General features: G+C 68.5%; 4 protein-coding genes and 1 pseudogene. 2 read left to right on the top strand and 3 right to left on the bottom strand.

The window, feature by feature from the left end; genetic code table 11:
• Nucleotides 1-172: 172 nt before the first annotated feature.
• Nucleotides 173-1,390, bottom strand: coding sequence for an acetyl-CoA C-acetyltransferase (locus tag A5663_RS00215; RefSeq protein WP_068142897.1), 1,218 nt, complete (start codon nucleotides 1,388-1,390; stop codon nucleotides 173-175).
• Between the two features lie 34 nt (nucleotides 1,391-1,424).
• Nucleotides 1,425-2,435: an SGNH/GDSL hydrolase family protein gene (locus A5663_RS00210; protein WP_082973863.1), complete on the bottom strand. Its 1,011-nt coding sequence runs from the start codon at nucleotides 2,433-2,435 to the stop codon at nucleotides 1,425-1,427.
• Between the two features lie 207 nt (nucleotides 2,436-2,642).
• Here A5663_RS00210 and A5663_RS00205 point away from each other — a divergent pair, with 207 nt between their 5' ends.
• On the top strand, nucleotides 2,643-3,704 hold the full coding sequence (locus A5663_RS00205; protein ID WP_068142896.1) for an alpha/beta hydrolase fold domain-containing protein: 1,062 nt from the start codon (nucleotides 2,643-2,645) through the stop codon (nucleotides 3,702-3,704).
• Between the two features lie 41 nt (nucleotides 3,705-3,745).
• Nucleotides 3,746-5,146, top strand: a complete 1,401-nt coding sequence (locus A5663_RS00200; protein ID WP_068142895.1) for a cystathionine beta-synthase — start codon at nucleotides 3,746-3,748, stop codon at nucleotides 5,144-5,146.
• A gap of 141 nt (nucleotides 5,147-5,287) precedes the next feature.
• On the opposite strand, the pseudogene A5663_RS00195 reads toward A5663_RS00200, so the two are convergent.
• Nucleotides 5,288-5,364 (bottom strand): annotated as a pseudogene (locus tag A5663_RS00195) (limonene-1,2-epoxide hydrolase family protein); the annotation flags it as partial.

Below are 5,364 nucleotides of genomic sequence, written 5' to 3'. Positions count from 1 at the left end.
GCGTACCGCGGATGGACGCACATTCGCGTGGTCGCAGGCACTCATCCGGCCGACATCGTCAATCGGGTGCGCCGAGCTTGGGCCGCTAGTGTGCACTCAGATCGCGGAATCGCCTCTTAGCGGCGGGATTTGCGATCTGAACGCACACTAGACGCGCTCGGCGCAATCCGAATCAGGACAGGCGCTCGATCACCATCGCCATGCCCTGGCCGCCGCCGACGCACATCGTCTCGAGGCCGAACGTCTTGTCGTGTGTCGTCAGGTTGTTCAGCAGCGTGGTGGTGATCCGCGCGCCTGTCATGCCGAACGGATGGCCGAGTGCGATCGCGCCGCCGGACACGTTGAGCTTGTCCTCGTCCATGCCCAGTTCGCGCGCCGAACCGAGCACCTGGACCGCGAACGCCTCGTTGATCTCGTAGAGGTCGATGTCGTCGATCGTCATGCCGGCGTTGGCGAGCGCCTTGCGCGTCGCCTCGATCGGTCCGAGGCCCATGATCTCCGGCGACAGCCCGCTCACGCCGGTCGACACGACACGCGCCAGCGGCGTCAGCCCGAGTTCGCGAGCCTTGGTGTCCGACAGGATCACCAGCGCGGCGGCGCCGTCGTTCAGCGGACACGCGTTGCCCGCGGTCACGGTGCCGTTCGGCCGGAAGACCGGCTTGAGTTGGCTGATCTTCTCGTACGTGGTGCCCGCGCGGGGTCCGTCGTCGGTGCTCACCGTCGAACCGTCAGGCAACTTCACAGGGACGATCTCGCGCTCGAAGAAGCCGTTCTTGATGGCCTCCTCGGCCCGGTTCTGGCTGCGCACACCCCAGTGGTCCTGGTCCTCGCGGCTGATCCCGGTGTGCAGCGCCACGTTCTCGGCGGTCTGGCCCATCGCGATGTAGACGTCCGGCAGCAGGCCGTCCTCGCGCGGGTCGTGCCATTCCTCGGCACCGGCGGCGGCCTGGTCCGAGCGGCTCATCGCATCGCCGAACGCGGGGTTCTTGCTGTCCGGCCAGCCGTCGGCGGTGCCCTTCGGGAAACGCGAAACCGTCTCCACCCCAGCGGAGATGAACGCATGGCCCTCGCCGGCCTTGATCGCGTGGAACGCCATCCGGGTGGTCTGCAACGACGACGAGCAGTAGCGGTTCACCGTGGTGCCCGGCAGGAAGTCGTAACCCAGTTCGACGGCGACCGCCCTGGCGACGTTGAAGCCGGCCTCGCCGGCGGGCTGACCGCAGCCCATGATCAGGTCGTCGATCTTGCGTGGATCGAGTGCGGGCACCTTGTCCAGGGCTGCGCGCACCATCTGCGCGGCAAGGTCATCGGGTCGCATGTCGACCAGTGAGCCCTTGGCGGCACGCCCGATCGGCGAGCGCGCGGTCGCGACAATGACGGCTTCAGGCATGGCGCCTCCTCGCATCGGTGGATATGAGGCAAACCTAGCTGGCCGACGCGGCGACGGGCGCGGGGACCCTCCCCTGGCCGAGGCCGGGGACCCCGCCCAGCACAGGTGCGGGGACGCCGGTCGAGCGCCGCCACAGCCTGCTCAAGCCGCTGACTCGCGCCAGCAGCGCGGAGCCCTCGCCCGACCGCGACTGCCACGGCAGCTCGGGCGCGGCGGTACCGATCCACTCGCTCAACGCATTACACAGCGCCGGCAGCAACTGGTTGGCGGCCAGCGCGTAGCCGGCACCGGACGGGTGGAACATGTCGGGGGAGAACAGCGCCTCGGGTGTGGTGCGGAAATGGGGGGCCAGCAGGTCGGCCAGGGGTACCGGGATCGCGCCGGCCGCACGCACGGCCGCGGCCTGCGCGCGGGCCAGTCGCAAGCCGCGACTGCGGGCGACCGCGCGCAACGGCTGCGGGATCGCGGTGATGACGCCGAAGTCAGGGCAGGTGCCGACGACGACGACGGCGCCGGCGGCCCGCAGTCGGCGCACCCCGTCGCCGAGTCGGTGCGCCGACGGCCGGATGCCGTTGGGCCGGGTGATGTCGTTCGCGCCGATCATGATCACCGCGGCGTCCGGCGGCGGCCCGGCCACGAACATCGCGTCGATCTGGCCCGACAACCCTTTGGACGTCGCTCCGACAATTGCCTTGGTACTCAACCGGATTCGTCGTCCGGAGATTTCGGCCAGCCCGCGCGCCAGCAGCACTCCGGGGACCTCGTCGGCGGTGGTGGCGCCGTAACCCGTCGCCGTCGAGTCGCCGAAGATCATCAGGTGCAGGTCGAACGGCACGTCGCGGTTCCAGCGCTCGACGGGCCCACCGCCGGGTGCGTACACGCCGTCGGCGCGCGGGGGGATGTCCCACGACTGCGGAATGACGCGGCGGGCCTGGTCGGCCTGCCCGACCAGCAGATTGCGCACCCCGATGTACGCGGACCCGGCCGAGCCGAGGGTGGCCGCGGCCGCAAGAGCGAGGGTGGCCGTCCGTCGCGGTGTGCCCACGGCTACGAGTTTAGGTCCGGTTTCCCGGGCTACCCGCGTGGCGAGGAGCGAGGAGGGGTCACAGTGCGGTATCAACTGCGGTATCGAATATGACTCGCCAATTGTTTGAAATGAACAGATGGTGTCAAGCTAAGATGCGAGTCACCCGCAGTAAATTAGGCGTACTCCGCATTACGGCGGCCTCCAACGTCGGAGGGAGTGGTTGTCATGACCGCACCGAGCAAGGTGAGCCAAGCTCACCGGCAGAGGGTATCTCCTGCTCAGGCGCGTAAGCCTCGCAAGTTTCCGGTCAGTGACGGGGCACCCGTCGAGATCGTCGAGGACGGTCCCAGCCTTGCCGGACGGCTGACCTCGCTGGCCGCGCTGCTAACTATCCGGCCGACGCTGGCTATCGGCAGCTACGCTCCGCGGCTGCCGTGGCCGTGGGGTCTGGTGGATTTCGTCGCGCGCGTGGCGCGGCCCGCCCCCGGCACGATCCGGGCCACGATCAGTTTGCCGAAGTGCACCGCGCAACTGGTCCGGGCGCCCGGCGTGCTGCCCGCGGACGGCAAGCGCGGCGTCATTCTGTACATGCACGGCGGTGCGTTCCTGACCTGTGGCGTCAACTCGCACGGTCGTCTGGTGCAGGCGCTGTCGGGTTACGCCGACTGCCCGGTTCTGGTGGTCAACTACCGGATGATCCCCAAGCACTCGGTCGGCATGGCGGTCGACGACTGTCATGACGCCTACCAGTGGCTGCGGTTGCAGGGTTACGAGCCCGACCAGATCGTGCTGGCCGGTGATTCGGCGGGTGGTTACCTCGCGCTGGCGCTGGCCGAACGGCTGCAGCGCGAAGGCCTCGAGGGCGAGGTCCCAGCCGCGATGGTGACGATGTCGCCGCTCTTCGAGATCGACAACGAGACCAGGGCCAACCACCCGAACATCCGCAGCGACGCGATGTTCCCGCCGCGGGCGTTCTACGCGCTGGTCGACCTGGTCGCAGAAGCAGCGGGACGAAATCGTAGGGACGGCGAGGCCGAGGAGGTCTACGAGCCGCTCGACCACATCGAACCCGGGCTGCCGCGCACGCTGATCCACGTGTCCGGGTCCGAGGTCCTGATCAGCGACGCACGCAAGGCCGCGCGACGGTTGGCGGCCGCCGGTGTGCCGGTCGAGGTCAGGGTGTGGCCGGGACAGATGCATGTGTTCCAGCTCGCGGCGCCGGCGGTCCCGGAGGCCACCCGCTCGTTGCGCCAGATCGGTGACTACATCCGAGAGGCCACCTGGTAACCCAGGTGGTACCGCGGAAAGCCGCCTGACACGATGGAGTCATGCGGATCGCCCGGCACGTCAGTGAGCTCATCGGCAATACCCCTCTGGTACAGCTGAACTCTGTTGTCTCCGACGGAGCGGGCACCGTCGCGGCCAAGATCGAGTACCTCAACCCCGGTGGCAGCGCCAAGGACCGCATCGCGGTCAAGATGATCGACGCCGCCGAGGCCAGCGGTGAACTGCAGCCCGGCGGCACGATCGTCGAACCGACGTCCGGCAACACCGGGGTAGGGCTGGCGCTGGTCGCTCAGCAGCGCGGCTACAAGTGCATCTTCGTGTGCCCGGACAAGGTCAGCGAGGACAAGCGCAACGTGCTGCGCGCCTACGGCGCAGACGTGGTGGTATGCCCGACGGCGGTGCCGCCCGACCATCCGGACAGTTACTACAGCGTCTCCGACCGGCTGGTCACCGAGATCGACGGCGCCTGGAAACCCGACCAGTACTCGAACCCCATGGGCCCGGAGTCGCACTACGAGACCACCGGACCGGAGATCTGGGCCGACACCGACGGCAAGGTCACCCACTTCGTGGCCGGCGTCGGCACCGGCGGCACCATCACGGGCGCCGGGCGCTACCTGAAGGAAGTGTCGGGCGGCAAAGTCCGCGTCATCGGGGCCGACCCGGAGGGTTCGGTGTACTCGGGCGGCAGCGGCAGGCCGTATCTGGTGGAGGGGGTCGGCGAGGACTTCTGGCCGGCGGCCTATGACCCTTCGGTGCCCGACGAGATCATCGCGGTCTCGGATGCCGACTCGTTCGAGATGACGCGGCGACTGGCCCGCGAGGAGGCGCTGCTGGTCGGCGGGTCGTGCGGGATGGCGGTCGTCGCGGCGATCAAGGTCGCCGAGCAGGCCGGCCCGGACGCGCTCGTCGTCGTGCTGCTGCCCGACGGCGGAAGAGGTTATCTGTCAAAGGTTTTCAACGACGACTGGATGTCGTCGTACGGGTTCCTGCGCAGCCGCCTGGACGGTTCGGTGGAGGAGTCGACGGTTGGTGAGGTGCTTCGGGGCAAGTCGGGTGCGCTGCCCGACCTGGTGCACACGCACCCGTCGGAGACGGTGCGCGACGCGATCGGGATTCTGCGTGAGTACGGCGTCTCGCAGATGCCGGTCGTCGGCGCCGAACCGCCGGTCATGGCCGGCGAGGTGGCGGGCAGCGTCTCAGAGCGTGAACTGCTGTCCGCGGTGTTCGAGGGGCGGGCCAACCTCGCCGATGCGGTGGCCGAGCACATGGGCCCGGCGCTGCCGCTGATCGGCGCTGGTGAACTGGTCAGCGCGGCGGCGAAGACACTGCGCGAGTGCGATGCGGTGATGGTGGTCGAGGAGGGCAAGCCGGTCGGCGTGCTGACCCGCCACGATCTGCTCGGGTTCCTCTCCGACGGGAGTAGACGCCGCGTTCGCTAGGGATGTGTAACGGCGGGCTGACGACGCGCTTCTCAGGTAAGGTGAGCACGCTCGATTCCAGCTAAGCCATTGACTGGAGACGTCCATGACCGATCAGCCACCGCCGCAGAACTATCCGCCCCCACCGCCGGGTGTTTATCCGCCACCGTGCACGTCGAACACACCACACACCCAGAATTGCGTGCGCACTGGGCCGAAGACCAGCGCATCGGTCCGTT

Origin of the sequence: Mycobacterium sp. E740 (genome assembly GCF_001672895.1) — a bacterium.
Lineage (GTDB): Bacteria > Actinomycetota > Actinomycetes > Mycobacteriales > Mycobacteriaceae > Mycobacterium.
This window is presented reverse-complemented; position numbering and strand designations above follow the sequence as displayed.